Source organism: Allokutzneria albata, from assembly GCF_900103775.1.
Taxonomy (GTDB): Bacteria; Actinomycetota; Actinomycetes; order Mycobacteriales; family Pseudonocardiaceae; genus Allokutzneria; species Allokutzneria albata.
The window spans coordinates 6,596,522-6,622,592 of sequence record NZ_LT629701.1 but is presented as its reverse complement, the minus strand read 5'-3'; the positions used below and the strand labels follow the sequence as shown (position 1 = coordinate 6,622,592).

The 26,071-nt window shown below is 71.0% G+C and carries 27 protein-coding genes and 1 tRNA gene; 9 read left to right on the top strand and 19 right to left on the bottom strand.

Features of this window, described 5'->3' with window-relative positions:
* Positions 1-42 precede the first annotated feature (42 nt).
* Entirely contained in the window at positions 43-516 is a 474-nt protein-coding gene (locus BLT28_RS30215; protein ID WP_030428240.1) for a DUF3180 domain-containing protein, read from the bottom strand.
* A 60-nt stretch (positions 517-576) separates the two neighbouring features.
* On the opposite strand from BLT28_RS30215, the gene BLT28_RS30210 reads away from it, so the two are divergent.
* Positions 577-876 carry an ArsR/SmtB family transcription factor gene (locus tag BLT28_RS30210; protein ID WP_043810624.1) on the top strand — a complete coding sequence of 100 codons (300 nt, stop codon included), beginning with the start codon at positions 577-579 and terminating at the stop codon, positions 874-876.
* 182 nt (positions 877-1,058) lie between these two features.
* Here the strand turns inward: BLT28_RS30210 and folK are convergent, their stop codons facing one another.
* Genes folK through ftsH form a run of 5 tightly spaced genes read right to left on the bottom strand, consistent with a single transcriptional unit; the run spans position 1,059 to position 5,680 of the window.
* Positions 1,059-1,544, bottom strand: a complete 486-nt coding sequence (folK, locus tag BLT28_RS30205) for a 2-amino-4-hydroxy-6-hydroxymethyldihydropteridine diphosphokinase (RefSeq protein WP_030428238.1) — start codon at positions 1,542-1,544, stop codon at positions 1,059-1,061.
* The gene (gene folB / locus BLT28_RS30200; RefSeq protein ID WP_030428237.1) at positions 1,541-1,921 is read right to left on the bottom strand and encodes a dihydroneopterin aldolase; all 381 of its coding nucleotides are present in this window, start codon (positions 1,919-1,921) and stop codon (positions 1,541-1,543) included. Before folB ends, folK begins: the two co-directional genes overlap by 4 nt.
* Positions 1,918-2,766, bottom strand: coding sequence for a dihydropteroate synthase (folP, locus tag BLT28_RS30195; RefSeq protein WP_030428236.1), 849 nt, complete (start codon positions 2,764-2,766; stop codon positions 1,918-1,920). The genes folB and folP overlap by 4 nt, the downstream gene beginning before the upstream one ends.
* Positions 2,766-3,380 carry a GTP cyclohydrolase I FolE gene (folE, locus tag BLT28_RS30190; RefSeq protein ID WP_030428235.1) on the bottom strand — a complete coding sequence of 205 codons (615 nt, stop codon included), beginning with the start codon at positions 3,378-3,380 and terminating at the stop codon, positions 2,766-2,768. The genes folP and folE overlap by 1 nt, the downstream gene beginning before the upstream one ends.
* On the bottom strand, positions 3,377-5,680 hold the full coding sequence (gene ftsH / locus BLT28_RS30185) for an ATP-dependent zinc metalloprotease FtsH (protein WP_030428234.1): 2,304 nt from the start codon (positions 5,678-5,680) through the stop codon (positions 3,377-3,379). The genes folE and ftsH overlap by 4 nt, the downstream gene beginning before the upstream one ends.
* Before the next feature lie 464 nt (positions 5,681-6,144).
* Between ftsH and BLT28_RS30180 the strand changes: the two genes are divergently transcribed.
* Positions 6,145-7,803 (top strand): substrate-binding domain-containing protein, encoded by a 1,659-nt coding sequence (locus tag BLT28_RS30180; protein WP_052407022.1) that lies wholly within the window; start codon positions 6,145-6,147, stop codon positions 7,801-7,803.
* Between the two features lie 4 nt (positions 7,804-7,807).
* Here BLT28_RS30180 and hpt read toward each other — a convergent pair whose 3' ends face one another.
* The 4 genes from hpt to dacB form a co-directional block, all read right to left on the bottom strand.
* Positions 7,808-8,359, bottom strand: a complete 552-nt coding sequence (gene hpt, locus BLT28_RS30175) for a hypoxanthine phosphoribosyltransferase (protein ID WP_030428232.1) — start codon at positions 8,357-8,359, stop codon at positions 7,808-7,810.
* Positions 8,360-8,378: 19 nt separating this feature from the next.
* On the bottom strand, positions 8,379-9,365 hold the full coding sequence (gene tilS, locus BLT28_RS30170) for a tRNA lysidine(34) synthetase TilS (protein WP_030428231.1): 987 nt from the start codon (positions 9,363-9,365) through the stop codon (positions 8,379-8,381).
* Between the two features lie 3 nt (positions 9,366-9,368).
* A complete protein-coding gene (locus BLT28_RS30165) occupies positions 9,369-10,412 on the bottom strand; it encodes a zinc-dependent metalloprotease (RefSeq protein WP_030428230.1) in 1,044 nt (347 codons plus the stop codon).
* A 98-nt stretch (positions 10,413-10,510) separates the two neighbouring features.
* Positions 10,511-12,193 (bottom strand): D-alanyl-D-alanine carboxypeptidase/D-alanyl-D-alanine endopeptidase, encoded by a 1,683-nt coding sequence (gene dacB / locus BLT28_RS30160; protein WP_156050652.1) that lies wholly within the window; start codon positions 12,191-12,193, stop codon positions 10,511-10,513.
* A gap of 166 nt (positions 12,194-12,359) precedes the next feature.
* On the opposite strand from dacB, the gene BLT28_RS30155 reads away from it, so the two are divergent.
* Positions 12,360-12,872 (top strand): inorganic diphosphatase, encoded by a 513-nt coding sequence (locus BLT28_RS30155; RefSeq protein WP_030428228.1) that lies wholly within the window; start codon positions 12,360-12,362, stop codon positions 12,870-12,872.
* A 71-nt stretch (positions 12,873-12,943) separates the two neighbouring features.
* On the opposite strand, the gene BLT28_RS30150 is transcribed toward BLT28_RS30155, so the two are convergent.
* From BLT28_RS30150 to BLT28_RS30140, 3 genes are all read right to left on the bottom strand, one after another.
* A complete protein-coding gene (locus tag BLT28_RS30150; protein ID WP_030428227.1) occupies positions 12,944-14,632 on the bottom strand; it encodes an MDR family MFS transporter in 1,689 nt (562 codons plus the stop codon).
* Positions 14,632-15,159: a MarR family winged helix-turn-helix transcriptional regulator gene (locus BLT28_RS30145; RefSeq protein WP_030428226.1), complete on the bottom strand. Its 528-nt coding sequence runs from the start codon at positions 15,157-15,159 to the stop codon at positions 14,632-14,634. The genes BLT28_RS30150 and BLT28_RS30145 overlap by 1 nt, the downstream gene beginning before the upstream one ends.
* Positions 15,160-15,257: 98 nt before the next feature.
* A complete protein-coding gene (locus BLT28_RS30140) occupies positions 15,258-15,665 on the bottom strand; it encodes a MerR family transcriptional regulator (RefSeq protein ID WP_231950481.1) in 408 nt (135 codons plus the stop codon).
* 51 nt (positions 15,666-15,716) lie between these two features.
* Between BLT28_RS30140 and BLT28_RS30135 the strand changes: the two genes are divergently transcribed.
* Both BLT28_RS30135 and BLT28_RS30130 read left to right on the top strand, forming a co-directional pair.
* Positions 15,717-16,175, top strand: coding sequence for a DUF4442 domain-containing protein (locus BLT28_RS30135; RefSeq protein WP_030428224.1), 459 nt, complete (start codon positions 15,717-15,719; stop codon positions 16,173-16,175).
* Between the two features lie 121 nt (positions 16,176-16,296).
* On the top strand, positions 16,297-17,265 hold the full coding sequence (locus BLT28_RS30130; RefSeq protein ID WP_052407019.1) for a peptidoglycan recognition protein family protein: 969 nt from the start codon (positions 16,297-16,299) through the stop codon (positions 17,263-17,265).
* Here BLT28_RS30130 and BLT28_RS30125 read toward each other — a convergent pair.
* Together BLT28_RS30125 and BLT28_RS30120 are read right to left on the bottom strand one after the other, a co-directional pair.
* Positions 17,242-17,631, bottom strand: a complete 390-nt coding sequence (locus BLT28_RS30125; RefSeq protein WP_156050650.1) for a hypothetical protein — start codon at positions 17,629-17,631, stop codon at positions 17,242-17,244. The two genes, BLT28_RS30130 and BLT28_RS30125, sit on opposite strands and share 24 nt — an antisense overlap.
* 60 nt (positions 17,632-17,691) lie before the next feature.
* On the bottom strand, positions 17,692-18,825 hold the full coding sequence (locus BLT28_RS30120) for a winged helix DNA-binding domain-containing protein (RefSeq protein WP_162184808.1): 1,134 nt from the start codon (positions 18,823-18,825) through the stop codon (positions 17,692-17,694).
* 49 nt (positions 18,826-18,874) lie between these two features.
* Between BLT28_RS30120 and BLT28_RS42220 the strand changes: the two genes are divergently transcribed.
* On the top strand, positions 18,875-19,411 hold the full coding sequence (locus tag BLT28_RS42220) for an MOSC domain-containing protein (RefSeq protein ID WP_030428220.1): 537 nt from the start codon (positions 18,875-18,877) through the stop codon (positions 19,409-19,411).
* Positions 19,411-20,418 carry a serine hydrolase domain-containing protein gene (locus BLT28_RS30110; protein WP_030428219.1) on the top strand — a complete coding sequence of 336 codons (1,008 nt, stop codon included), beginning with the start codon at positions 19,411-19,413 and terminating at the stop codon, positions 20,416-20,418. Before BLT28_RS42220 ends, BLT28_RS30110 begins: the two co-directional genes overlap by 1 nt.
* Here BLT28_RS30110 and BLT28_RS30105 read toward each other — a convergent pair.
* Entirely contained in the window at positions 20,366-20,665 is a 300-nt protein-coding gene (locus BLT28_RS30105) for a chorismate mutase (RefSeq protein WP_030428218.1), read from the bottom strand. The genes BLT28_RS30110 and BLT28_RS30105 overlap by 53 nt on opposite strands.
* Positions 20,666-20,827: 162 nt before the next feature.
* Positions 20,828-20,901, bottom strand: a tRNA-Thr gene (locus BLT28_RS30100).
* Positions 20,902-21,076: 175 nt separating this feature from the next.
* Here BLT28_RS30100 and BLT28_RS30095 point away from each other — a divergent pair.
* Positions 21,077-22,603 carry a hypothetical protein gene (locus BLT28_RS30095; RefSeq protein WP_030428217.1) on the top strand — a complete coding sequence of 509 codons (1,527 nt, stop codon included), beginning with the start codon at positions 21,077-21,079 and terminating at the stop codon, positions 22,601-22,603.
* Here the strand turns inward: BLT28_RS30095 and BLT28_RS30090 are convergent.
* Positions 22,600-23,802: a glycoside hydrolase family protein gene (locus BLT28_RS30090; RefSeq protein ID WP_030428216.1), complete on the bottom strand. Its 1,203-nt coding sequence runs from the start codon at positions 23,800-23,802 to the stop codon at positions 22,600-22,602. The genes BLT28_RS30095 and BLT28_RS30090 overlap by 4 nt on opposite strands.
* Before the next feature lie 284 nt (positions 23,803-24,086).
* Here BLT28_RS30090 and BLT28_RS30085 point away from each other — a divergent pair, with 284 nt between their 5' ends.
* Positions 24,087-24,848, top strand: coding sequence for an SDR family oxidoreductase (locus BLT28_RS30085; RefSeq protein ID WP_030428215.1), 762 nt, complete (start codon positions 24,087-24,089; stop codon positions 24,846-24,848).
* A gap of 13 nt (positions 24,849-24,861) precedes the next feature.
* Here the strand turns inward: BLT28_RS30085 and BLT28_RS30080 are convergent, their stop codons facing one another.
* On the bottom strand, positions 24,862-26,070 hold the full coding sequence (locus BLT28_RS30080) for a DNA polymerase III subunit delta' (RefSeq protein ID WP_030428214.1): 1,209 nt from the start codon (positions 26,068-26,070) through the stop codon (positions 24,862-24,864).
* Position 26,071 lies beyond the last annotated feature (1 nt).

Below are 26,071 nucleotides of genomic sequence, written 5' to 3'. Positions count from 1 at the left end.
GTCTCGGTGCAGGCACATTGTGATCCACATCAGATTTTCTGCTCAGCCCCGAAACCCGTTGATCTTGTCCGGGTCCTCCGGTTCCTCGGGTGTCCGGCAGCAGTGCTCCAGCCACAGCGCGCCCCCGATCAGCGCGGCCGAACTGACCAGCCCGACGGTCGCCGCGAGCGTGTCCCCCGCGGCCGCTTCAAGATCGGAGAAGCGGGGCGCCACGTAGAGCAGCACGGCCCCCCACGCACCCACCATGATGGCTCCTGCCAGGGAGGACGCCTTCGCCAGCGCCACGGCGCGGGCCGCGACGAGCGCCTCGACGGGCAGCGTCCCCGGTTTGCGCCGGATGCGCGCGCGGAGGGTGGACCCGAACCATGCCTCGACCCCGCCGAGCACCAGGAAGGTGAGCCCGACGAAGGCGGGCAGCCGGGGCAGCGAGTTGTACCCGGCGATGAGCAGCAGGTGGGCCACCAACGCCGCCAGCACCGCCGCGACGGCCAGATCCCGTGGCCTGGTGAATCTCACACTTCCCATCCTGCCCCCTTCCTTTTGACAAGCCAATTAGCTAATAAGCAAACTTCCTAAGTGACCACGATCGACGTGTTGAAGGCGCTGGCCAACGAGCGGCGGCTGCGGATCCTGGACTGGCTGAAGGACCCCACGCGGCATTTCCCGCCCCAGGTGGACGGCGACCTGGAGCGCGACGGCGTGTGCGCGCTCTACATCGCCGAGAAGCTGGGCATGAGCCAGCCGAGCGCGGGCGAGCACCTCAAGGTGCTGGCGTCCGCCGACCTGGTCATCGGCACCCGGATCAAGCAGTGGGTCTTCTACCGCCGCAACGAGCAGCGCATCGAGGAGGTCCGCGCCGCCATGAAGGACCTGTGATGTACGACAAGCTCATCGACCTGCTCGCCGCCGAGGGCGGTCGAGGACCGCGAGGCCGTCGACCTCGGGCCGGGCCAGGCGTTCACCGTGCCCGAGGGCGCCATGCACCGACCCGTCGCCCCGGACCGGACCGTCGTGCTGATGGTGGAGCCGGAGAGCGTGCGCCCCACGGCGACTAGGACCTAGGCCAGCTTCAGGTCGTCCCTGCGGTGCACGCCCTCGGTGGACAGCCCGGCCAGCAGGTCCCGCACCGGGCCGCGGCCGGGCAGCTCCGCGCCTGGCTCGACGTCGAGCCAGGGCAGCAGCACCGTGGCCCGCTCCGGCGTCCCGGGGTGCGGCAGCAGCAGATCGGGGTGCTCGGAGGCGACGTCGTCGACCGTCACCACGTCGACGTCGAGCACCCTCGGGCCCCAGCGCACCAACCGCTGCCGACCGGCCCGCTGCTCCAGCTCCTGACCGCGGCGCAGCCAGTACCACTCGTCGGCGCCCTCGGCCTCCACCACGAGGACCGCGTTGAGGAAGTCGTCCTGCTCGACCCCGCCCCACGGCGCGGTCTCGTAGACCGGGGACACCGCGACCAGCTCCGCCCGGAACCCGTCGACGGCGGACTGGAGGAACGCCAGCCGGTCCCCCATGTTCGAGCCGAGCGAGAGAACAGCCCGGCTCACTGCCCCGCGCGTCCCTTCCTCCTGGACCGGCGCACGGTCACGGCGACATCGGCGAACTCCAGCGGGATCGGCGCGTTGGGCTTGTGGATGGTCACCTCGGCGGCGTGCACGCGCTCGTCCATCATCACGTCGTCGGCGACCCGGCCGGCGACCGACTCGATCAGGTCGTAGGCCTTGCCGCCGACGATCTCCGCCGCGCGCTCGGCCAGCACGCCGTAGTGCAGCGTGTGCCTGAGGTCGTCGGTCTCGGCGGCGCGGTCGAGGTCGATCCAGACCGTGATGTCGACGACGAACTCCTGCCCGTCGCGCTTCTCGTGGTCGAAGACGCCGTGGTGTCCGCGCACCCGCAACCCGGTCAGCGTGATCCGGTCCGTCATCGGTCCTCCCAGCCTCGCGCCCACGCGGCGGCCACCGCCACCGCGTCCAGCGATCCCGCCACATCGTGCACCCGCACGCCCCACACCCCGGCGGAGGCCGCCAGCGTGCTGATCGCGGCGGTGGCGAACTCGCGGCCGTCCGGCGGGCGCGGCACCCCGTTCGCGTCGGCGAGCAGCGCGCCGAGGAACCGCTTGCGGGAGGCGCCGACGAGCAGCGGGAAGCCCAGCTTGACCAGCTCGTCCAGCCTGCGCAGCAGTTCCCAGTCCTGCTTTCGGCTTTTCGCGAAGCCCAGACCGGGGTCGAGCACGATCGCGTCCTCGGCCACGCCGGCGGCGACGGCGGTCTCGACCCGCGCCAGCAGTTCGGCGCTCACGTCGGCCACCACGTCGGTGTAGCTGGCGAGCAGGTCCATCTCCGTGCTGTGGCCGCGCCAGTGCATCAGGATCCACGGGCAGCCCGCGTCCGCGACTACGCCCACCATCCGCTCGTCGGCCAGGCCGCCGGAGACGTCGTTGATCACGGTGGCACCCGCCTCCAGCGCGGCGGTCGCGACCTCGCTGCGCATGGTGTCCACGCTCGTGCGGACGCCGTGCGCGGTGAGGTCGCGGATCACCGGGACGACGCGCGCCGCCTCCACGGCGGGCTCGACGCGCTGCGCGCCGGGCCTCGTGGACTCGCCGCCGACGTCGATCAGGTCGGCGCCCCTGCGGAACATCTCGATGCCGTGCGCGACCGCGTCGTCGTGGTCGAGGTAGCGCCCGCCGTCGGAGAACGAGTCGGGGGTGACGTTGAGGATGCCCATGACGGCGCACCGGCCGGGGCTGGGCAGCGCCGGGTGGCCCATCAGCGGGCCTTGATCAGCTCGATGGCCTCGGCCCTGGTCGAGGCGGAGTCCCGCATCAGCCCGCGCACGGCGGAGGTGGTCGTCAGCGCTCCGGCCTTCTTGATCCCACGCATGCCCATGCAGAGATGTTCCGCCTGCATCACCACGATCACTCCGCGGGGGTTGAGCTTGCGCACGAGGGCGTCGGCGACCTGGGAGGTCAGCCGCTCCTGCACCTGCGGGCGCCTGGCGTAGAGGTCGACCAGCCGCGCGAGCTTGGACAGCCCGGTCACCTGGCCCTCGGCGTTGGGGATGTAGCCGACGTGGGCCACCCCGTGGAAGGGCAGCAGGTGGTGCTCGCAGGTGGAGTACATCGGGATGTCGGTGACCAGGACGAGCTCCTCGTGGCTCTCGTCGAAGGTCTTGTCCAGCACGGAGTCCGGATCGATGTACAGCCCGGCGAACAGTTCCTGGTACGCCCGCGCCACCCGGGCCGGGGTGTCCCGCAGCCCCTCGCGGATGGGGTCCTCGCCCACCGCGGCGAGCAGTTCGCGAACAGCGGCCTCGGCGCGCTCCTGGTCGAAGACCGGGTGCCCGCCGAGGCCGACTGTGCCGTCCTTGTCGTTGCCGTTCAGCGCTTGCCGTCCTGGGGGTCGGAGTCGATCGAGCGCTGCACCTCTTTCTGCGCCTCCGGCTGCTGCTCCGCCGGACGCTCGGTGCTCGGCTGCTGTCCGCTCCACGCGCCGGAGGGGCCACCGGGCGCGGTCGCCGGGGTCCAGCCGGGAGGTGCCCCGTAGTAGGGCGGCCCGGGGGCGTGCGGCTGCGGGGGAGCGGCCTGGTCCTGCTGCTGCGCCTGCCACGCGGGCGGGTGCGGCTGCTGCGGGCCGCTGCCGTTCGGGCCGGGCGTCTCACCGCTGCCGTGCGGCGGGCCACCCGGCAGGTCGCTGCCGCCGGGAGCGGTGCCGACCGGGGTCGGCTCGGGCTCCTCGACGACCGGCGGCCACGGCTCGCCGCGCTCGATGGCCAGCTCACCCCTGGTCTTGATCGGCGGCTTGTCCGAGGGCGTGCGCCCGCCGAAGTCGTTGAACGCGGTGATCCTCGGGCGCTTCTCCACCGTGGCGAAGACCCGCTCCAGGTCCTTGCGCTGCAACGTCTCCTTGTCGAGCAGCTCGACCACCAGCTCGTCGAGGACGTCCCGGTACTGGGACAGGATCTCCCAGGCCTCGGTGTGCGCGACCTCGATGAGCTTGCGCACCTCCTCGTCGATCTCGTGCGCGACCTCGAGCGAGTAGTCGGGCTGGTGGCCCATCTGCCTGCCGAGGAACGGCTCGCCCTGGTTGGTGCCGTACTTCACCGCGCCGAGCTTGGCGCTCATGCCGTACTCGGTGACCATCGCCCGGGCGATCTTGGTCGCCTGCTCGATGTCGCTGGAGGCACCGGTGGTCGGCTCGTGGAAGATCAGCTCCTCCGCGGAGCGGCCGCCCATCGCGAACACCAGCCTGGCGATCATCTCGGAGCGGGTCATCAGCTCCTTGTCGTCCTCGGGCACCACCAGCGCGTGCCCACCGGTGCGGCCGCGCGGCATGATCGTGACCTTGTAGACCGGCTCCAGGTCGGGCATGGCCCACGCGGCCAGCGCGTGGCCCGCCTCGTGGTAGGCCGCGACCTTCTTCTCCTTCTCGGAGATCAGCCTGCTCTTGCGGGCCGGGCCGCCGACGACGCGGTCCACCGACTCCTCGAGGGCCTCGGCGGTGATCAACTGGCCGTTGTGCCGCGCGGTGAGCAGCGCGGCCTCGTTGATCACGTTGGCCAGGTCGGCGCCGGAGAACCCGACGGTGCGCTTGGCCAGCGAGTCCAGGTCGGCGTCCGGGCCGAGCGGCTTGCCCTTGGAGTGCACCCGCAGGATGGCCTTGCGGCCGGAGAGGTCGGGCGCGGCCACCGGGATCTGCCGGTCGAAGCGGCCGGGCCGCAGCAGCGCCGGGTCCAGGATGTCCGGGCGGTTGGTCGCCGCGATCAGGATGATCCCGCCGCGCGAGTCGAAGCCGTCCATCTCGACCAGCAGCTGGTTGAGGGTCTGCTCGCGCTCGTCGTGACCACCGCCGAGGCCGGCGCCGCGGTGGCGGCCGACCGCGTCGATCTCGTCGACGAAGATGATGCACGGCGCGTTCTGCTTGGCCTGCTCGAACAGGTCGCGCACGCGGGAGGCACCGACACCGACGAACATCTCGACGAAGTCGGAGCCGGAGATCGAGTAGAACGGCACCCCGGCCTCACCGGCGACGGCGCGCGCGAGCAGCGTCTTGCCGGTTCCCGGCGGCCCGTAGAGCAGCACGCCCTTGGGGATCTTGGCGCCGAGCGCCTGGTAGCGGCCCGGGTTCTGGAGGAAGTCCTTGATCTCGTAGAGCTCCTCCACCGCCTCGTTGGCCCCGGCCACGTCGGCGAAGGTGGTCTTCGGCATGTCCTTGGACAACTGCTTGGCCTTGGACTTGCCGAAGTTCAGCACCCGGCTGCCGCCGCCCTGCGAGTTGTTCATCATCCACATCAGCAGGACGAGAACCAGGCCGACCGGGATCAGGTACAGCAGCGCCGTGACGAACAGCGACTCCTGGGTGACCTCGGTCTTCCACCCGCCGGTCATGTTCTTGGCGTTGATCAGCGTCTGGACCAGCTGGCTGGAGCCCCCCGCGGGGAACTGCGTGATCAGCCGGGTCTTGTTGCCGTCGACCGGGTTGTTCAGATCGAGTTTGAGCCGCTGTTCCTTGTCCTGGAGGATCGCGCTCTTCACGTTGCCGTTGTTGAGCTGTTCCAGGGCGCGGGAGGTGGGCACCTCCTCGTAGCCGCGGGTGTCGTCCAGCAGCACGCTGAAGGCGTAGAACAGCAGGAACGCCGCGAGAATCCAGATCAGCGGGTTCCGAAGCAGGCGCTTACGGTCCATCAACTTACGGCCGTCGGGCGGCCTCGCCCCTCCCTGACTTGCATGTCGGGTGACGGACCGCCAAGGGGACACGTGGGGTTGGTCCGGCTTTCTCCGGCGACCGTCGTCCGACCAGCGTACCGCCCGAGCACGGACCCGCTCCGAACTACGGCGCGGGGCGACCCGGGCGCACCGGTCTCCTCAGGCAACGGGCGAGCGCCGCGACGGGTTCCCCGCGCGCGGTCGTGATGCTGGCCACGCCGCCACCCGGCGGGTTCGCCCTGGTCACGTGGCGCAATCGTTATTGGCCTTTCCGAGTGAGCAAAGGCGAGGATGCTTCACTCCGACGAGTGAGCGTGGCAGTCTCCGTCCGCGCACGGCCCCCCGGTTGCTCGTGCAAAGGACACACGACCGAAGCCCGTTCCCCGTTGGAAAGCCACGAGACCATGCCTGGCAGACACCACGTGCCCCGTCCCAGCACCCGCATGAAGCGCGTCGCCCTGCCCCTCGGGGTCCTGCTCGGCGTCGCCGCCGCGGCCGCGACGACGGTGGTCGCCCTCCGGGGCTGGGGCGGCACCTGCACGGGTGAGCTGCCGGTGAACCTCGCGGTCACGGCGAACATGGAGCGCCCGGTGCGCGCCGTGGTCGAGGAGTTCCAGGCGGACAAGCCCGCGGTCGACGGCCGGTGCGTGCGGGTCAAGGTCGCCGTGAAGGCGGCGTCGGCGGTGGCGACCGAGCTGGTCAACGTGCTCCCCGGCGGCACCCGCACGCCCAACGTGTGGCTGCCCGACTCCGGGCTGTGGCCCGCGCGCGTGCTCCAGCAGGCGAGCAGCGCCAGCGCGCCCGTGCCCGAACTGGACATCCGGGGCTCGCTGGCCAGCTCCCCGCTGGTGATCGCGGCCAGCATGCCGCTGGCGGAGAAGCTGGGCGAGGCCACCGGCTGGCGCAAGCTGATCCAGGGCGGGGTGCCCGCGGTGATCGGCGACCCGACCAGCGCCACCGAGGGTCTCGCCACGCTCATGCTGATCCGTTCGCTGCTGGGCAACAACGACGGCACACCGCGGCCGGAACTGGTCGAGACGCTCATGAAGGTGGGCCACAACGCCGTGCCCGCCATGCGCGACGCCTTCGCCAAGGTCGAGCAGGACCCGCTGACCGCGCCCGCCTTCAGCACCACCGAGCAGTCGGTGATCGCCCACAACGGCGGGGCCGCCAACCGGGTTTCGGTGCGCTACGCGGAGGAGGGGACGCTGAACATGGACCACCCCCTGGTCCGCGTGCGTTCCCGGGGCGAGCCCGCCGGCCTGGACCGGGCGCTGGACCTGCTGGAGGACGCCCTGCGCGCCCCGGCCGCGGCGAAGCGGTTCGGCGCGGCCGGGTTCCGCGACCCGCACGGCGCGGCGAGCGCGAGCTGGCCGGAGGGCAACGGGGTGCGCCCCGCGGCGGTGAAGCTGGTGCCGACGCCGACCCCGGACCAGGCCGCGGAGGTCCTGCGCACCTTCAGCGCGGCGACCCTGGACGCGCGGATGCTGGCGGTGATCGACGTCTCCGGGTCCATGCAGGCCAGGGCGGGCAACGGGCAGACCAGGATGGAACTGGCCAGGGACGCGGCGCTGACCGCGCTCGGCGTGCTCCCGGACTCCACCCAGCTCGGTCTGTGGATCTTCTCGACGAACCACTCCGGCAGCCAGGACTGGACCCAGCTGGTGGGGCTGGGACCGCTGATGGAGCGGATGAACGGCGGGACCCGAAGGGACGCGCTGAAGGCGGCCGCGGCCAGCCTCACCGGCCGGACCAGGGGCGCGACCGGCCTCTACGACACCGCTCTGGCCGCGTGGCGGACCGTGCGAGCCGACCACGACCCGACCAAGGTCAACTCGGTGGTGCTGATCACCGACGGCCGCAACGAGGACCAGCAGGGGCTGGACCTGGCCGGGCTGCTGCAGACGCTGCGCGCCGAGGCGAACCCGGCCCAGCCGGTGCCGATCATCCTGATCGGGCTCGGCCCCGAGGTGGACATGGAGGTGCTGCAGCAGATCGGGACGGCGACGGGTGGCAAGGCCTACGCGGCGCGCGAGGCGGGCGACGTCCGCGGCGTGCTGGTCGACGCCGTCATCCAGCGCCGCTGCCGCCCGAACTGCTGACGCACTAGTTCGAGTAGACCTTGGGGTCGAGCGTGCCGATGTAGGGCAGGTCGCGGTAGCGCTCGGCGTAGTCGAGGCCGTAGCCGACGACGAACTCGTTGGGGATGTCGAAGCCGACGTACTTCACCGGCACGTCCACCTGCACCGCGTCCGGCTTGCGCAGCAGCGAGCAGACCTCCAGCGAGGCGGGGCCGCGCGACTGCAGGTTCTTCAGCAGCCAGGACAGCGTCAGGCCGGAGTCGATGATGTCCTCGACGATCAGCACGTCGCGGCCGGTGATGTCGCGGTCGAGGTCCTTGAGGATGCGCACGACGCCGGAGGAGGACGTGGCCGAGCCGTAGGAGCTGACCGCCATGAACTCCAGCTGCACCGGGACGGGCAGCGCGCGGGCGAAGTCGGTCATGAACATCACCGCGCCCTTGAGCACCCCGATCAGCAGCAGGTCGGAGCCCCTGCCCTCCGGATGGTCGTCGGCCACCTGCTTCGCCAGCTCAGCGATCTTGTCCTTGATCTGCTGCTCGGTCACGAGGACGGACGCGATGTCGCCGTCGTACAAGGCCGGACTCCCCTGTTTGCTACGGGTTCAGCCGCTCCGAGCCGGAGCCGCCCAGGTCGAGGTGAAGCCTGCCATGCGAGCGCTCCGCCACCAACCCGCCGGGCAGCGCAACACCGCCCTGACCACGCCATTTCCCCACCAACGCGTCAACGGAGCGGAGATGCGCGTCGGTGACTTCGGTCACGCCGCCCGCCAGCAGCCAGGCCCGCAGCGCGCGCCGCCGCACGGCCGGGTGGGACCGCGCCAGCTCGGAGACCTCCAGTTCGTGGCCGTCCTCGGCGCGCAGCAGCAGGGCGCCCGCCAACTCGTCCAGCGCCTCGCCGTCCTCGCGCACCTGGGCGGCCGTGCGGGCGAGCGCTTCGGCGACACCGCCGTGCAGGACGTTCTCCAGCAGTGGCAACACCTCGCGGCGGAGCCGGACCCTGGTGAATGCCGGATCGAGGTTGTGCGGGTCCTCCCACGGGTCGAGGCCGAGCGCCGCGCACGCGGCCCGCGTCGTGCTCCTGCGCACTCCGAGCAGCGGCCGTCCCCACGGCGGGTCGAGCGGACGCATCCCGGCGATCGACCGCGCCCCCGAGCCCCGTCCGAGCCCGAGCAACACCGTTTCGGCCTGGTCATCAAGGGTGTGGCCGAGCAGGACGACGCAGTCGGAGCTGGGCCGCGCGTCCAGCAGGGCGGTGTAGCGCGCCCTGCGCGCGGCCGCCTCAGGCCCGCCGGGCCCTTCGACCCGCACCGGGAGCACCTGGGCCACAACACCGAGGGCGACGAGCTGGGCCGCGGCCCGCCGGGCGATCTCAGCCGAGCCCGCTTGGAGCCCGTGATCCACGACAAGGCCGTGCACGGTGATCCCCCTGCGCTCCGCGACGTGCGCGGAGGCCGCGGCGAGGGCGAGCGAGTCCGCGCCTCCGGAGCACGCGACCGCGATGTGCTCGCGGGGCTGGACGAGATCGAGCAAGCTGCGGACGGCGGACCGCAGCGAGGCGACCGCCGGGTCAGGCCCGCCCACGGCTCAGGCGACCCGGTCGAGCCAGAGCACCGGATCGCCGATCTCCGCCCGGGTCGGCAGCGTCTCCGGCGAGGTCCACACGGTGTTGAAGCGCTCCATGCCGACGGCTCCGACGACGTGGTCCACGAAGGCCGAGCCCTGCGCGTACTGCCGGACCTTCGCGTCGACGCCGAGCAGCGCGCGCAGCAGCCGGTCCACGTTGCCGCGCGGACCACGCCGCACGCTGAACCGCGCGCGGATCGTGCCCACGCTCGGCACGACCGACGGCCCGACCGCGTCCATCACGTGCTCCGCATGCCCTTCGAGCAGCGTCGACAGCGCGATCAGCCGGTCGAGCACCACGCGCTGTTCCGGGCTCTGCAGCAGTTCGAGCAGTCCGACGCTGTCCTTGTTGTCCTTGTCGTTGCGCGCCGCCTTCAGCGCGTCGGCGAGCCTGGTCAGCACCTTCGCCGTGGACTCGTCCATGATCGAGAGCAGCTCACCGACCTGGGCCGCGAAGTAGTCGCGCAGCCACGGGACCGCGGTGAACTGGAGCCGGTGGGTGGACTCGTGCAGGCACACCCAGAGCGCGAAGTCGTCCGCGGGCACGCGCAGCGCGCGCTGCGTCGCCACCACGTTCGGCGCCACCACGAGCAGCCTGCCGTCCGGACCGTCCCCGCCGAACGGGTCGTACTGGCCGAGCACCCGCCCGCCGAGATAGGCGAGCACCATGCCCGCCTGCACCCCCGCCGTCCGCGCGAGCACGCTGCCGCGCAGACCAGGACTGCTTCTGGGCAGGGCGTGATCGGTCAGCGCGGCGAGTCCCGCGGTCGCGGCGCGCACCCAGCCGACGCGGTCCACGACGTCCCCGGGCAGCACCGGCAGGCCGTGGCCCAGCCCGGTCAGATCGCGGACGTGCCGCTCCGCCTCGACCGTCTGCTCCCGCATCCGGCGGACCGCCTCGCCGGCCTCCTCGCGGGGGATGGCCGGCCCCGCGCCCATGAAGCGCTGGGCGGTGGCAGCGGCGATCCCCCAGTCGATGGGCCCCTGGCCCTCGACCGGTGGCATGTCGGGTGCGGCCGATCCGGCGTTCACCACATCGACGCTACCCGTAGCCACCTCACGCAAACATCAGCCAACCGGGCCGTACCAGGGTTGCGAATCGATCACCGGCAGCCGCACGAGCGCAGTGCCGATGCCAGCACGTCCAGCGCGGCGCGGGCGTCGGCGTTCGCGCCGGTCCCGTTCCCGAGGAACGCGAAGACCAGTAGTTTCCCGTCGTTGTCCGTGACGATCCCGGCCAGGCTGTTGATCCCGTTGAGCGTGCCGGTCTTCGCCCGCACCCAGCCCTTGCCCGTGGTCGCCGTTCCCGAGCCGTAGCGCTCGGCGAGCGTGCCGCTGCCACCCGCGACGGGCAGTCCGGTCAGCAGCGCGCGCAGCTTCGCGGTCCGCTCGGCGTTCGGCCCGGAGGACGGGGCGGACGCGGCGGCGAGCACGGAGCCGAGCAGCTTCGGCGAGACCTTGTTCTGGGTGGACAGCCCGCTGCCGTCGACCAGGGTGATGCCGCTCAGGTCGAAGCCGTTGCGGGTCAGCACGTCGTGGACCGCCTTGGCCCCGCCCGCGAAGGACACCTCGGCGCCGGTGGCCATGGCGACCTGCCGGGCCATGGCCTCGGCGAGCACGTTGTCCGAGGTCAGCAGCAGCGTCTCGACCAGTTGCCGGATCGGCGGCGACTGCACCTCGGCCAGCACCCGCGCGTTCGGCGGCGCGGTGCCCGGGCTCGCGCCACCGGAGACGCCGAGCCGCTCGGCGAGCTTGCCCGCGGCGGAGCGGGCCGGCGTGGTCGTCCGCGCTGAGTCGCCGTTGGTGACGACCAGCCGTCCGCCGTCGAGCATCACCGGCTCCATCGGCGCCGCGTAGTCGTCGCCCTGGCCGTCCATGTCGGCGCCCATCCACCCGGGCCCCTTGGTGTCGCCGGCGTAGGCGCTGGTGTCCACCCGGACCTTGCGCACCTGCTGGCCGCCCGTGGCCGCCTTGACCTTCGCGACCAGGTCGTCCAGCTTCGCCGCACCCGGGTAGAACCCCTTGGCTCCCCCGGAGATCGTCGGGTCGCCGCCACCGACCAGCACGACCGTGCCGGGCTCCGGCCCCTCGACGACCTTGGTGGTCAGCGTGGCCTGCGGGTCGAGCGCCAGCAGCGCCGCGGCGGAGGTGATGATCTTCGCGGTCGAGGCGGGGACCATGGCGGTGGATGCGGACTTGTCCCACAGCACGTCACCGCTCGCCGGGTCGACGACGATCCCTCCGAGCGTGCCCAGCACCCCTGCGGCGGCAGGCCCGGAGAGCGCGGCCGAGACGCCCTGCTTGGTGGGCAGCGGTCCCTGCGCACCGAGCGGCCTGAGCGCGGCACGGAACTGCGCGGGCGGGGCGGGGGCGGGGGTGGCGTCCTCGACGATGCCGCCGAGGCCGACCGCGCGCAGCACCTGCGGCCCGTAGAACACACCGCCGACGGCCAGACCGGCCACCACGACGAGAGCGGTCAGCGCCAGCGCGACCCGGCGCCCCTTCTTCTTCGCGGGCGGCGCCTCCTCGGCTGTGTCTTCGGTCACGGCGGGCTCGGCCGGGGCGGCCGCCGGAGCCGCCTCCTCGGGCTTGCGCGCGGGCACCGTGGGACCGACCGGGAACACCTGGGGCTGGGGCTTGCCGGGCGGGACCGGTCCGACCCGCATCGGCTGAGGTCGTTGCATGCGAACGGTGGCCTGGTCGAGACCTGGGCCGGGCGGCTGCTGGAGCTTCCTCGTCGGCTCCTCCGGCGCATCCCCGCCCTGTCGCTGTCCAGCGTCGGACACCGGGCCCTCCCGTGCGGCGTCATGAGGCGAACACAAGCAATGTCACACAGTGGACGTCCCACGCGGATGCGGGTTCGGTGCGACTCTTGGTTCACACTAGACGCGTCTTGACATGGCCGTGCGGCACAGCCCTCGGTCGAGCACACATCAACGAGCGAGGAAGAGCGTGGAGTTCGACGTCACGATCGAGATCCCCAAAGGCGTGCGGAACAAGTACGAGGTCGACCACAAGACCGGTCGCATCCGTCTGGACCGCACGCTGTTCACGGCCACGCAGTACCCGGCTGACTACGGCTTCGTGGACAACACGCTCGGTGAGGACGGGGACCCGCTCGACGCGCTCGTGCTCGTCCAGGAGCCGACCTTCCCGGGCTGCCTGATCCGCGCCCGCGCCATCGGCATGTTCCGGATGACCGACGAGAAGGGCGGCGACGACAAGCTGCTCTGCGTCCCGGCGGACGACCCGCGCACCGAGCACCTGCGCGACATCCACCACCTGAGCGAGTTCTACCGCCTGGAGATCCAGCACTTCTTCGAGGTCTACAAGGACCTGGAGCCGGGCAAGAGCGTCGAGGGCGCGACCTGGGTCGGCCGCACCGAGGCCGAGGCCGAGATCAAGCGCTCCTACGAGCGCGAGCAGGTCCGGCTGGCCGAAGAGGGCTCGCACGACGCGCACTGACCCCGAACGGCACGAAGGGCGCTCCCGGAGATCCGGGGGCGCCCTTCGTCGTGGTGGGAACCGCCAGTACGTCAGTGGGCGGCGGCGGCGCGGGCCTCCGCGGCCCTCGCCTGCATGCCCGACTTCGTGGACAGCGGCTTCTCCTTGAGGAACCAGATCAGGATGAAGGCGCCGACCATGACCATGGCCCCGGTGAAGAACACCGTGTCCATGGCGCTGGAGAACCCGTCCAGGAACGGGCGCGCCAGCCTCGGGTCGAGGTGGTTGAGGAAGGTGGTGTCGTCCAGCGACGGCACCTGACCGGCCCCACCGCCCTGCATCATCTGCAACACCGGCCGGTTGGCCGGATCGGCGAGCACCGCCGGGTCGGTGAGCGCGGCGCGGAAGTCGACCGAGCCCGCCGCCACCCGGAAGGAATCGGCGATGCGGTCACCGACCACCCCGAACAGCACGGACAGGAAGGCCGCCGCGCCGATGGTGCCGCCCATCTGCCGGAAGAACGTCGCCGAGGCGGTGGCAACGCCCATGTCCGAGGGCGGGACGTCGTTCTGCACCGCGAGGACCAGGGTCTGCATGCACAGGCCCAGGCCGGCGCCCATCAGCACCATCACCGCGGAGGTCCACCACAGCGGGGTGTCGACGCCGATACCGCTCCAGATCAGCATCGCCACGATCATCGATCCGATGCCGAGGATCGGGAACACCTTGTAGCGCCCGGTCCGCGCGGTCATCGAACCGCTCACCCCGGAGGCGACCATGATCCCGAAGGTCAGCGGCAGCATCAGCAGACCGGCCTCGGTCGGCGAGGCGCCCTTGACGATCTGCATGTACAGCGGCAGCGAGAGCAGGCCGCCGAACATGCCGATGCCGACGATGAAGTTGAGCGCGTTGCCGACGCTGAACACCGAGCTGCGGAACAGCCGCAGCGGCAGCAGCGCCTCGTCACCCGCGCGCCGCTCGGCGAGGATGAACAGCACGATGCCGACGACCGACAGCCCGATCAGGCCCAGCGACGCGAACGAGGTCCAGCCCCACGCGCGGCCCTGCTCCGCGACCACGAGCAGCGGGACGAGCCCGAGCGAGAGCGTCGCGGCGCCCAGGTAGTCGACCCGGTGGTCGACCCGCTTGTGCGGGATGTTGAGCACCCGGCTCACCACGACCAGCGCGATGATGCCGACCGGCAGGTTGATCAGGAAGACCCAGCGCCAGCCGTCGACGCCGAGGAAGCTGTCCAGCCCGGCGAAGAACCCGCCAGCGACCGGCCCGAGCACGCTCGAGGTGCCGAAGACGGCCATGAAGTAGCCCTGGTACCGGCTGCGCTCCCGCGGCGGCACGATGTCCGCCAGGATCGCGAAGGCCAGCGACATCAGGCCACCGGCGCCGAGGCCCTGCACGGCGCGGGCGCCCGCCAGCTCGTACATGTTGGACGCGACACCGCACAGCGCCGAGCCGATCAGGAAGATCGAGATCGCCGTCAGGTACATCGGGCGGCGGCCGTAGATGTCGGAGAGCTTGCCGTAGATCGGCGTCGAGATGGTCGCGGTGATCAGGTAGGCGGTGGTCGCCCACGCCTGGATGGTCTGACCGTGCAGCTGGTCGGCGATGGTGCGCATCGCGGCCGAGACGATCGTCTGGTCCAGCGCTGCCAGCAGCATGCCGAGCAGGAGCCCGGAGAGCACGACGAGGACCTGCCGGTGGCTGAGTCCCCCGTCGGAGTCCTCCGCGGGCGCCGCGGCGGCGCGCGTTGCGGATTCGGACATCAGTGATTCCCCTCTTCCGAGCTCCCCTGGCGGCTGAGCTCGGCGATTGCGATAGGCATGTATTCCTCGTAGTCACTGGCGAAGCGCCCCAGCAGCTCCGCGAACAGCCGACGGTCCGCCGCCGACCAGTCCGCGACCATCCCCGCGATGGCCTCGTTCCGGCGGCGGCGGTGCACCCGCAGCAGTTCCAGTCCGGCGTCGGTGGCGGCGAGCAGCGTCGCCCGCCCGTCGACCGGGTCGGCCCGGCGTTCCACGAGGCCGTCCTTGACGAGTTGCGCGACCTGCCGGCTGATGGTGGACGGGTCGGAGTGCACGGCCTCGGCGAGCGCGCTCGACCGGGTCGGCCCCTGCCCGACGAGGGTGGCGAGCAGGACGAAGGAGGACTTGTCGATCCCGCCGTTCCTGGAGGCGTGTCCGGCGATGCACGCCTGGACCCGGTTGAGCCGGACCAGCGCCATGCCGAGCTCGTCGGCGATCGCCAGGTCGGCCTCGGTCGGCGCCGCCGTGTCGGTCGCGGAAGAAGTCACGCTTGCCTCGCTTGATTGCATCAGCCAACTAGTTGCTGGGTACAAGCATGCGATGCGGGTGGTTCTCTTAGCAACTGAAATATGCTGTGGGAGAACTCTCACCCACGCGACGTGACCTTGTCGTCACTGCGCGCAGCGTCGATGACCTCGCTCAACAGGCCGCGCGAGTGGACCAGCGCGGCGATCTCCCGGTCGATGCGCCGCCGCTCCGCGTCCAGGTCCTCGACGAGTCCGGCGCACGGCACCACGCGCGGCCCGTCCATCCGCATGCACGGCAGCATCCGCGCGATGGTCTCGGTGTTCAGCCCCGCGGCGAGCAACGAGCGGATCACGCACACCGTCCGCACCGCCTCGGCGTCGTACTCGCGATAGCCGTTGCCCTTGCGCACGGAGACCAGCAGCCCCTGGCGCTCGTAGTACCTCAGCGAGCGCGGGCTGACCCCCGTGCGCTCGGCCAGCTCTCCGATCAGCACTCCGCCCACAACGGCGGGACGCCCCACCGGCATTCCCGAATCGGACCTGGCCAGAGCTTGTTACTCGTGAGTAATATCCGTGGCATGAGCGTGGACACCAGCCAGGTTGGCGAGATGATGCGACAGATGGTCCCGTGGGTGCGCAACGCCGGCATCCAGTTCCTCGAGGCGGGACCGGAGAAGGTGGTCGTCGAACTGCCGGACCTGGAGGACAACCGCAACCACGTCGGCGGCCCGCACGCGGCCATGATGTTCGGCGCCGCCGAGACCGCGTCGGGAGCCCTGGTCGCGGCCGCCTTCATCGAGCAGCTGGCCATCGCCACCCCGCTGCCGACCAAGGGCGAGATCACCTACGCGAAGCTCGCGCGGGGGCGGCTCACCGCGACCGCCGTGCTCGGCCGACCGGCCGCCGAGGCCGTCGCCGAGCTGGCCGCGGGCGTCCGCCCGGACGTGCCGGTGCACGTGACGATCAGCAACGCCGAAGGGGTGGAGACCGGCCGCCTGGACATCATCTGGACCTTGAAACCGCACGCGAAGGACTGATCGGGCACTCCAGGCAAGTTCGGGCGAACGTCAGCCAACCGGAGGTATACCCCGTTTCTTCTTCACCACCAGACTGGATCACGAGCGGACCGCACCGACCAGGTTTCTGGAGGTGATACCCGTGGCCTACTCGCTGACCTGGATGCCGGGCGTCCTGCGCGAAGCCGGCCTGAACGTGGTGGAGATCGGCGGCTGGCAGAACCGGGGGCACGGCAACTTCTCCGGCGTCCGGGGTGTGCTCCTGCACCACACCGCCGGTCCGGCCAGCGGAAACTTCCCGTCGCAGAACGTTGTCGTGAACGGCCGTCCCGGCCTGGCCGGGCCCCTGTGCAACCTCGGCCTCGGGCGGGACGGCACCTGGTTCATCGTCGCGGCGGGGCTGGCGTACCACGCGGGCGCCGGCTACGTGTCCTGGTGCGGCAGGGACAACGGGAACAACCATCTGATCGGCGTCGAGGCGGAGTCGACCGGGCGGGGCGACTGGACCTCGGCGCAGCACGAGTCGTACCCGCGCGGCGTCGCCGCACTGCTCAGCCACGTCGGCCTGGGCCCGGAACGCGCGTTGGCACACAAGGAGTGGGCCCCCGGCCGCAAGATCGACCCCGCCGGCTGGCCCGGCGACATGGGCGGCTTCCGGGGCTCCGTCGGGGAATGGATGGAGGGTGGCATGCCAAGCCCAGAGGAGATCGCCACGGCGGTGTGGAGCCACATCCTGGCCCAACCGGACCAGCCGGAGAACAAGCAGGCCGCCTGGGTCTGGCTCACCTACGCCAACGTCGCGGCCTGGCGGTCGGCGGACGCCCTGCCCCAGCTACCGGCCGCGGTGTGGAACCAGGTGCTGGACAACCCGGACGACCCGAACATCAAACACGCGGCCTGGGTGTGGCTGACGTACGCCAACATCGCGGCGTGGAAGGCGGCGGGCCAGCCGAACCAGCCCTCGGAGATCAAGGATCCGGACATCAACAAACGTTTGGCGAGCGCGGCGGCCGACACCCTCCAGCAGCGGCGGGCGGACCTCACCGACGAACAGCTCGCGGCCGTGGCGCGGGCGGCGCAGGAGGAGCTAGACCGCCGCAAGGCCGCCTGACACGATCGGCGTCCCGATCCGGACGGCGTCGGCGAACTCGCGTCCGGAGTGACCGGGCGCGCGGAAGGACAACACGGTGCCCGCGGTGTGGATGGTGACCGTGAGGCCGAGCCAGCCGCCGGTCACGACGCTGGCGATCTGCGGGTAGAACACGGAGATCGCCCAGCCACCGCGGGCCACCGCGACCAGCCGTTTCGTCGTGGCCGCGAGGAGCACGTCGCCGATCCCCGGCGACAGCCCCGCGGTCACGGCGCGGATGCGCTCATCGCGCCCCAGCATGGTTTCCAGTGCGTGGGCGAGGGGGCCGTGCCGGGACCGTCTCCGGCGCGACATGACGGAGAGCGGCTCCGCGAGGTCTGAACGCATGCCGGGGAGTGTTCGCCGTCACACTTTTGGCGGCTATCAGCCATATGGATGCTTTACCGGTCATGAAACGGCGATGTGCCGGCTCTTGGCGCGAGGATGCAGGACGCGCACGAGCCGCTCTCCCTCCTCCTCCAGCTCTCGCCGCGCGGCTTTGGTGATCTTGCCGAACGGCCGGAGCGTCAGCACGGCCTCGCCCCGCTTGGCCTCGCTCCCCCAGAGCCCGGCCACGAGGCCGTCCACCAGGAACGTCGGCAGCACCCGCAGGTTCGCCTTCATGTAGACGGCCGCCCGGTGCTCGTCAGGCAGCACGCGTTGCCGCCGCTTTGCTTCGTACGCAAGCAGAACGCTGTCGAACGGGGCGAGAAACCGCGCCGGGGCACCGGTTTCCGCGTCCGGCCTCGGCGCGTCTGGCAAGTCGTAGAGCGTCCGCCCGGCCTCATCGGTGAACCGCAGCAGATCCCCTTGCGCCTCAAGCACTTTCCGCACCGGCGGCACCTTCCAGCCCATCCAGTACGCGGTGTCCTCCGCGGTCACCGGACCGAAAGCCCTTATGTGGCAACGCACAACGGTCTCAAGCGCTTCGGCGCTCCCAGGTCCTCGGCCCGGCGGGCAAGGCGCGGCGCGGAACGCTTCCGGTGTGCGGCTGCCCCACTCCCCCTTCGCGGGCCAGCGCATGAAATCACTCGTCGCGCGGAACGGCCGCCACTTCCGTTCCCGTTGGAACTGCGCCTCTTCGTCCGCGATGGCACCCGGGTTCGCGCGCACCCAGTCCTCAATGAACACACAGGTCTCTTCGACCGTGCGCGTGACACCGTCGGTGAACTTCCGCAACGCCTCGCGGAGTTCTTCTGCCCTCGGCGAGGATTCGGCTTTCGTGCGCTGCCAGGCGTTGAGCCCACCGTCTTGCACGACCATCGAGTAGGCCGGCTGCTCGCGCGCGGTCACGGCGTGCAGCGTTCCGCGCAGGAACTGCCCGGCCACCAGCTCCTGCCGCTCGAACGCGCTGTAGAGGCTTTCGGTCTCGAAGTCGTGCATCCGCGACCACAGGGCCACCGGCAGCGCGCCCCACTGCTGCGCCTGAAGCGCGCCGATGGCCTCGACCACCTCGGGCAACGGCGCCCGCCACCGCTCCAAGAGCCCTTGGCGGGCCAGCAGAGCGCGATTTTGTTCGACCAACGAGAGCCGTTCACCCATGCTGGGAAAGCTAACCCCGACCACCGACACCCGCCGGAGGAACCACTTGATGCGCGTCACCGCCGTGAGCCGCAACGCCACGTACTCGTTCAGCAAGCCGAACCACGAGTCGATCACGCTCATCGCGGGGCTCGGGGTCGAAGGTGACGTGCACATGGGCGAGACGGTCAAGCACCGCTCGCGCATGGCTCGCGACCCCGACCAGCCGAACCTCCGGCAGGTGCACCTCATGCACAGCGAGCTGCACGCCGAACTGGCCGGCGCCGGGTACACGGTCGGCCCTGGCGACCTCGGCGAGAACATCACGACCAGCGGTGTCGACCTGCTCGGCCTACCGACCGGCACCCTGTTGCACCTCGGGGCAAACGCAGTGGTGCGCGTGACCGGTCTCCGCAACCCTTGCGTTCAGATCGACCGGTTCCAGAAGGGCGTTCTGCCCGCGGTGCTGGATCGTGACGAGCACGGCGACGTCGTGCGCAAGGCGGGGATCATGGGTGTGGTGGTGACCGGCGGTGAAGTCCGGCCCGGCGACGAGATCCGGGTGGAACTCCCCGCTCAGCCCCACGAGCGTTTGGAGCCGGTCTGATGTCCTTCGACGTGATCGACGCTTTGGCTGTGGAGAAGGGATTCTCCGGCGTCATCTCCGTGAGCCGTGGCGATTCGGTCGAGTTCGCCACGGCGTACGGGCTCGCGCATCGCGGTTTCGGCATCCCGAACGAACTCGACACGCGCTTCGCAATTGCCAGTGGCACCAAGGGTTTGACGGCGCTGGCCGTGATGAGCCTCGTCTCCGATGGCGTACTCGACCTCACCACCACGGCGCGTTCGGTTCTCGGCGACGATCTCCCGCTCATCGATTCCGGCGTGACGGTCGAGCACCTTCTGGCTCACCGCTCGGGCATCGGCGATTACTTCGACGAGGACGCCGGCGGCGACATCAACGACTACGCGCTGCCGGTACCCGTGCACGCGCTCGCGACCACGGAGCAGTTCCTCGCCGTGCTCGACGGCTTCCCCACCAAGTTCCCTCCGGACACGCAGCTGTCCTACTGCAACGGCGGCTACGTGGTGCTCGCGCTCATCGCCGAGCGCACGAGCGGCATCCCCTTCCACGACCTGGTGCGATCCCGCGTCTGCGAACCAGCGAACATGGGCGACACCGAGTTTTTGCGCTCCGACGAGCTTCCTGGGCGCACAGCTCTGGGCTACCTGTCGCTCGATGGATCGCGAACGAACGTCCACCACCTGCCCGTGCGGGGCAACGGCGACGGCGGTATCTACTCCACCGTCGCCGACTTCCGCGCTTTCTGGACCGCGCTCTTTGAGGGCCGCATCGTTCCGCGTCCGCTCGTCGACGAGATGGTGCGCCCGCGAAGCTCCAATTCGTACCTGCGCTGCGGTCTCGGGTTCTGGATGCACGTGTCGCGGGCCATCGTGCGGTTGGAGGGCTACGACGCCGGTGTCTCGTTCCGCAGCGTCCACGACCCCGCGTCCGGCCTCACCTACACCGTGATCTCCAATACCTCCGAGGGCGCTTGGCCTATCGCTCGCGCTCTCGAAGAACTCCTGATTGATCCATCTCCCACTCGATGAAGGCCGCGATCATCGCCCGCCACACCGCCTCCGCCACGGCGGGCTCCAGCCCTTCCTTGTCAGCGCGCTCACGCGCCAGCGCAACCACCTGCTCGACCCGGCCAGGCGCACGAACCGCTTGCTCATCGGTCTTGAACGCCGCGGCAGCGCGCACAAGGGCTTGGCGGTCAGCCAGCAGACGGATCAGTTCGGAGTCCAGCGCGTCGATGCGCGCACGGACCTCGGCAAGCGACTTCGGCTCGGTCATGGTCCGATCATGACGCAGTGGATTCGGGACCACTTCGGTCAGGACCCTGCACGAGCCTGATCGAGGTGCAGCGATACGAAGCGCAGTACGGCGCCATCAGGCGATACCTCACCTGAAACGAACCAGGGCACCTCCCGATGGGAAGCGCCCTGGTCCTCGCTGAGCCGCCTAAGGGAATCGAACCCTTGACCTACGCATTACGAGTGCGTCGCTCTGGCCGACTGAGCTAAGGCGGCGAGGCGAGATCAGTGTAGCGGGCGGGCGGCCCACCTTCGAACAGGTATCCCACTAGCGGATCTACCTGCGGCGATCAGGATCAACGGCACGGAGCGTCACCCTTCCGATACCTCCGTCGTTGAGCACTGCGTGGTGCCCTGCGTCACACCAGCCCTGCGAGGAGGACGCCCGCCGATGCGTGCCCGCCGTTTATCCATCGCCCTGCCCGCCACAGCGCTCCTCGCCGCCCTCTGCGCCGCACCAGCACTCGCCGCACCGCCGACGACGCCCGTGCCCACCCCGGTCGACCCCGACCAGCCGCCGTTCACCAACCCGAACCCGACGCCGCAGCCGGGGCCGATCATCGGGGACGCGGGCGCCGGTCTCGGCCTGGTGCGGGTGCTCCCGGGCTCGGTGCAGACCAGCGCGCCCGGGCTGACCGACGAGCAGGAGAAGAAGCTGCCCAAGCAGGCGGCGGGCGAGTTCGGGGTGGGGCTGGCCATCGCGCAGGGCAACTCACACGCGGTCTACGCGCACGACCGGGCCATCGCGGAGTCCTCGCCATTCGGGTTCGCGCTGGGCGGACGGGCGCCGAGGACACCGGGGGCGCTGGCGCAGACGGCGAGTCCGGACAACGCGAAGCCGACAGTGGGTGGCCTGACGCCGCCGGCGAACCCGGTGCTCAACATCGGCCTGGTCGAGGGTTCGGTGCACGCGCGCTGGGACGACCGGCTCGGCCCCTGTGTGGAGCCGATCGCGGACGCGAAGACGTCGGTGGCGAGCCTGTCGGCGATCAACACGATCCCTTCGCTGCCAAGGGTTTCCGACCTCAGCTCGATCGCGGCGGGCAAGGCGGACCTGATCGACGCGGCCAAGCAGCTGAGCGCTCCGTTGAGCCAGCTCGGCGGGTTGCTCTCGGCCAACGGCTCGCTGGTGCGGCTGCCGGAGACGATGAGCGCGCACTCCACGGTGCGGCTCGTGGACGTTCCGGGACAGACCGGCAAGGCAGTCAACGCCGTCTCGACGGTGCAGCTCGCGAGCATCCAACTGCTCGCGGGCACCCCGCAGGAGATCCGCGTCGACGTGGTCAGCAAGCCGACGTTGACGGCGTTATCCACCGGCGATGCCAAGTCCTCCAAGGTCAGCTACACCGCGCCGGTGCTGCGGGTGTCGCAGGGCGGCAAGACGCTCGGCACGCTCGACGCGGCCAATCCCAAGCTGGACATCCCGGTCGGGATTCCCTTGCCAGGTTTGGGTGATCTGCCGAAGCTGCCGATCGTCGGCGGGCTGCTCGGCGACGGTGGCGCGCTGCCGGCGAACCTGCGCAAGCTCGACATCGGCGTGCTGCGCCTGCAGGTGGGACAGCTCAAGGAGAAGCGCGAGGGCAGCTCCGTCGGCGCGGTCGCCCGGCTGATGGACCTGCAGCTGCTGCCGACCGACGCGCTGCCGTTGCCCGGGCTTCCGGCCGCGCTCGCCCAGGTCGCCTTCGGTGAACAGGTCGCCCGCGCGTCCGCGCCGCCGGGCGGCGTGGTGTGCAAGGCGATCACGCCGACCAGCACGCACGGCGCGCTCCCGCCCGAGCCCCAGGGCTCACCGCCCGGTCCCGCGCTGGCGTACACCAACGCGGCCTACCAGACGGTGCCCCTGTTCTGGACGGGAACGTTCCTTCTGCTGGTCGGCGTGATCATGGTGGCGGCCCTGCCAGACCGCCGTCGGGTCTAGAGGCCGATCGCCGCGGCCAGCTCCGCGGGGCGGAACAGCCTCAGCAACGCCTCCACGTAGTAGTAGTCGCCGTAGGGCAGCGAGACCTCGATGCCGCCTTCGGCACCGCGATGGCGGGTGCCGCGCCCGACGATCGCCTCGGCCCGCGAGGACTTCGTCGTGAGGCAGGTGTCGGTGATCGCGTTGAGCACCGACACCGCCGTCTCGCGGTAGCGGTTGTTCCCGGTGATCTTGGCGAGGTCCAGCAGCGCGCACGCGGTGATCGCGCCCGCCGACGAGTCCCGGATGTCGTGGGGCGCGTACGGTGAGCGGTAGTCCCAGATGGGCACCGGATCAATGCGCAGGTACGGCAGCACGTGGTCGGCCAGCTTCGTCGCCACGTCGAGGAACTCGCGCTGCCCCGTCCGCCGGTAGACCGTGGTGAACCCGTACATCCCCCACGCCTGGCCGCGCGACCAGCAGGAGGTCGGGCTGTAGCCCTGCACGGTGTTCGGGCCGATCGGGGTTCCCGTCGCCGGGTCGAAGTCGTAGACGTGCGGCGTCGAGCCGTCCGGGCGGAGGAAGTACTTCGCGGTCGTCCTGGCGTGCTCGACGGCGATGGTCGAGTACTTGGCGTCCCCGGTTTCCTTGCTGGCGAAGAACAGCAGGTCCAGGTTCATCATCGTGTCGATGATGACGCGGCCCGCGTTGCCGGGGTCGTTGATGTTCCCCCACGCGCGGATGAACCGGCCCTTGGTGTTGTAGCGCCGGATCAGCGAGTCCGATGCCTGGATCGCACCGTCGCGCCACTCGCGCTCACCGGTGACCCGGTAAGCCGTCACCCACGACGGGTAGAACAGGAAACCCAGGTCGTGCGTTCCGAGGTCGGTGCGGCGCGGGGCCAGCCGCTCGGCCGACTCCTCGGCGAGCCGCCGGAACAGCGGGTCCTTGGTCTCCAGGTGCGCCAGCCAGAGCAGGCCGGGCCAGAAACCGCCCACCCAGCCGCCGCTGTCGGTGTAGATCCACTTCTCGAACTTCGTCTCTTCCGGGAACCGGCTGATCCCCGGGGCCACCGCGCGCAGCTTGCGCACGGCGTAGTCGAGCCCTTCGCGCAGGGCCCTCGGTCCGGCCTGGGCGGTCCCACCGGCCAGCGGCAAGCCGCCGATGGCCGCCGCCGCGGCGGCTCCGCCGAGGACCAGCCTCCTGGAAAGCGCTGTCATTCCTGCCCTTTCGTCGCGGCGGCGGCTCTTCAGGCGTGAGGGGTGTCGCGAGACGGCTTCGCAAGCCTTGTTCCGCCGGGCGGAACGTAGTTCCATGTGCTGCGAAGGACATCGTGGCACCGACCGCCGGGTGCGCGGAATAGGCCACCGGGCGGAACCGAGGCGGAACCGGAGGCAGCGCATGGCGGTACGGCAGGGCCGGATCAGCTTTCCTTTCACACTGGTGAAATCCCCCGCTTCCGGCTCCACAGTGGACCAGGTCGCGGCACCGGTGGGAGTCCACAATGGACGTTGCTGAGCTGTTCTCGCTCCGCGGCCGCACCGCGCTGGTGACCGGGGCCCGCACCGGCATCGGCAGGGCGGTGGCCATCGGTCTCGGCGCCGCGGGGGCGGACGTGGTCCTGCTCGGCCGGACCGACGACCTGGACGAGGTGGAGGCCGAGGTCAGGGCCACCGGAGCGGACACCACGCGGGTGGTGCTGGACCTGAGCGACCCGGACGCGGTCCGCCCGGCCATCACCTCGCTGCTCGCCGAGCGGCAGATCGACGTGCTGGTGAACAACGCCGGGATGATCCACCGCGAGCCCGCCGCCGACCTGGGCCTCGACCAGTGGCGACGCGTGCTGTCGGTGAACCTGGACTCGGCGTTCGCGCTGGCCCAGGCGGTCGGCAGGCCGATGCTGGCGCGAGGCCGAGGGAAGATCATCAACATCGCGTCGCTGCTGAGCTTCCAGGGCGGCATCCTGGTCTCCGGCTACACCGCGAGCAAGCACGCGCTGGCCGGCCTGACCAAGGCGCTGGCCAACGAGTGGGCCGAGCGCGGCGTCCAGGTCAACGCCATCGCCCCCGGCTACATCCGGACGAACAACACCGCACCGCTGCTGACGGACCCGGAGCGCGAACCCGCGATCCGCTCCCGCATCCCGGCGGGCCGCTGGGGCGAGCCGGGCGATGTGGTCGGCGCAGCGGTGTTCCTGGCGTCCTCGGCATCGGACTACGTCAACGGGCACACCCTGGTCGTGGACGGCGGCTGGCTCGGCCGCTGAGCCCACAGCCGGGTCAGCCGCGGTGCAGCGACGTCAGCATCGCCTCGATCGCGATCCGCGGTTTCACGTTCTGCCCCAACGCTTCCCGGCACTGGAGCACCGCCTCCAGCCTGCGCAGCGCCGAGTCGGCGCTCCACTCCGCCGCGGCCGTCCGCACGTCGGCGGCCCGGTCGGGGTGGTTCAGCGTGACCTCGGCGCGCATCGAGGCGGTCAGCACGTCGCGGTAGAACCCGGCGAGGTCGATCAGTGCCAGGTCCAGCGCGTCCCGCTGGGTCCGCGTCGCCCGCGACTTCTGCCGCTTCTCCAGGTCGCGCAGCGCCGCCTTGGCCCCGCGCTCCGCCGCGGCGACACCGCGACCGGTGCCGCCGGAGCCCATCGCGGTCTTCAGGGCCTCCTTCTCGGCCTCGTCCCGTGTCTCGCTGACCGCGCTCGCCTCGGCCTCCGCGGACTTCACCAGGTCGTCCGCCTTGGTGAACACGTCGCCGAGCCTGCGCAGGCCCAGCGGGATGCTCAGCACCGCCTCGCGCCGCGACCGCGCCTCGGGGTCCGTGGCCAGCCGCTGCGCGCGGCCGATGTGCCCGGCGCTGACCGAGGCCGCCCACGAGGCCATCTCCTCCGGGATGCCGTGCCGCTCGTGGAGGACCTGCGCGATCGCCCAGGCGGGCGGCGTGCGCAGGCTCAGCGCCCGGCACCGCGAGCGGATCGTCACCGAGATGTCCTCGGGGTGGTCCGACGGCGCGCACAACAGGAACACCGTGCGCTCCGGTGGCTCCTCGATCGCCTTGAGCAGCGCGTTCGACGCGCCCTCGGTGAGCCGGTCGGCATCGGAGATGATCACGACCTGCCAGCGGCCCGCAGTCGGCCTGCGCGCGGCGATCTGCACCAGGGCGCGCATCTCCGCCACCGCGATGGACAGCCCCTCCGGCGCCACCACGCGCACGTCCGGGTGGGTACCGGCGAGCACCGTGCGGCACGCCTGGCACTCCCCGCAGCCGGGGACGTCGCCCCAGCCCGCGGACGAGCACTGCAGCGCCGCCGCGAACGCCTTGGCCGCCGTGGTCCGCCCCGAGCCGGGTGGGCCGGTGAACAGCCACGCGTGGGTCATCGCACCGGGAGTGACGGCCCGTCCGGACACCAGCTCGTCGGCCGCGCGCGCCGCCGCGCCGAGCACGGCCACCGCCTCCGGCTGGCCGACCACCTCGGCCCACACTCCGGTGCTCACG

Coding starts and splice junctions, on each gene's coding strand:
- folB (WP_030428237.1), bottom strand. CDS start 1,921: ATGACGGACCGGATCACGCTGACCGGGTTGCGGGTGCGCGGACACCAC.
- folP (WP_030428236.1), bottom strand. CDS start 2,766: ATGGGCCACCCGGCGCTGCCCAGCCCCGGCCGGTGCGCCGTCATGGGC.
- ftsH (WP_030428234.1), bottom strand. CDS start 5,680: ATGGACCGTAAGCGCCTGCTTCGGAACCCGCTGATCTGGATTCTCGCG.
- BLT28_RS30180 (WP_052407022.1), top strand. CDS start 6,145: ATGAAGCGCGTCGCCCTGCCCCTCGGGGTCCTGCTCGGCGTCGCCGCC.
- BLT28_RS30165 (WP_030428230.1), bottom strand. CDS start 10,412: ATGCCACCGGTCGAGGGCCAGGGGCCCATCGACTGGGGGATCGCCGCT.
- BLT28_RS30150 (WP_030428227.1), bottom strand. CDS start 14,632: ATGTCCGAATCCGCAACGCGCGCCGCCGCGGCGCCCGCGGAGGACTCC.
- BLT28_RS30140 (WP_231950481.1), bottom strand. CDS start 15,665: ATGCCGGTGGGGCGTCCCGCCGTTGTGGGCGGAGTGCTGATCGGAGAG.
- BLT28_RS30135 (WP_030428224.1), top strand. CDS start 15,717: ATGAGCGTGGACACCAGCCAGGTTGGCGAGATGATGCGACAGATGGTC.
- BLT28_RS30125 (WP_156050650.1), bottom strand. CDS start 17,631: ATGCGTTCAGACCTCGCGGAGCCGCTCTCCGTCATGTCGCGCCGGAGA.
- BLT28_RS30120 (WP_162184808.1), bottom strand. CDS start 18,825: ATGGGTGAACGGCTCTCGTTGGTCGAACAAAATCGCGCTCTGCTGGCC.
- BLT28_RS42220 (WP_030428220.1), top strand. CDS start 18,875: ATGCGCGTCACCGCCGTGAGCCGCAACGCCACGTACTCGTTCAGCAAG.
- BLT28_RS30110 (WP_030428219.1), top strand. CDS start 19,411: ATGTCCTTCGACGTGATCGACGCTTTGGCTGTGGAGAAGGGATTCTCC.
- BLT28_RS30105 (WP_030428218.1), bottom strand. CDS start 20,665: ATGACCGAGCCGAAGTCGCTTGCCGAGGTCCGTGCGCGCATCGACGCG.
- BLT28_RS30095 (WP_030428217.1), top strand. CDS start 21,077: ATGCGTGCCCGCCGTTTATCCATCGCCCTGCCCGCCACAGCGCTCCTC.
- BLT28_RS30090 (WP_030428216.1), bottom strand. CDS start 23,802: ATGACAGCGCTTTCCAGGAGGCTGGTCCTCGGCGGAGCCGCCGCGGCG.
- BLT28_RS30085 (WP_030428215.1), top strand. CDS start 24,087: ATGGACGTTGCTGAGCTGTTCTCGCTCCGCGGCCGCACCGCGCTGGTG.